The organism is Metalysinibacillus jejuensis (assembly GCF_003057615.1).
In the GTDB taxonomy this organism is placed as follows: domain Bacteria; phylum Bacillota; class Bacilli; order Bacillales_A; family Planococcaceae; genus Metalysinibacillus; species Metalysinibacillus jejuensis.
This window is the reverse complement of record NZ_QAFW01000202.1, coordinates 1-341: the sequence shown is the minus strand read 5'-3', so window position 1 is coordinate 341 and position 341 is coordinate 1. Positions and strand designations below refer to the sequence as shown.

Below are 341 nucleotides of genomic sequence, written 5' to 3'. Positions count from 1 at the left end.
ATGTTGCTTGATTTTTACTAATTTCAGTTTAGGTAATTTGATATGACCATCTTGCAATTCGATATTTCCGTTCACTCGATTGGTTGTATAAGACTGTTTTGACTTACGGTTTTTGAACTTTGGAAATTCCGCATTGCCTTCAAAAAAATTCTTATAAGCCTTTTGTAAGTTCATTTGTGCATTTGCCAAAGCTAAAGAATCTACTTCTTTTAGAAATGGAAATTCGTCTTTATATTTAGCTGGTGTAGGGAACTTTTGCTTTTTAAGCATTTCCTTGTCGTCTTTGTATTTTGCATAAGTCGCTTGTCTTTCCGCAAGCATCTTATTGTAGACAAGACGAA

Annotated in this window: 1 pseudogene; it reads right to left on the bottom strand. The window is 33.4% G+C overall.

From position 1 onward, the window contains the following. A pseudogene (locus DDE80_RS15885) lies at positions 1-341 on the bottom strand (RNA-guided endonuclease TnpB family protein); the annotation flags it as partial.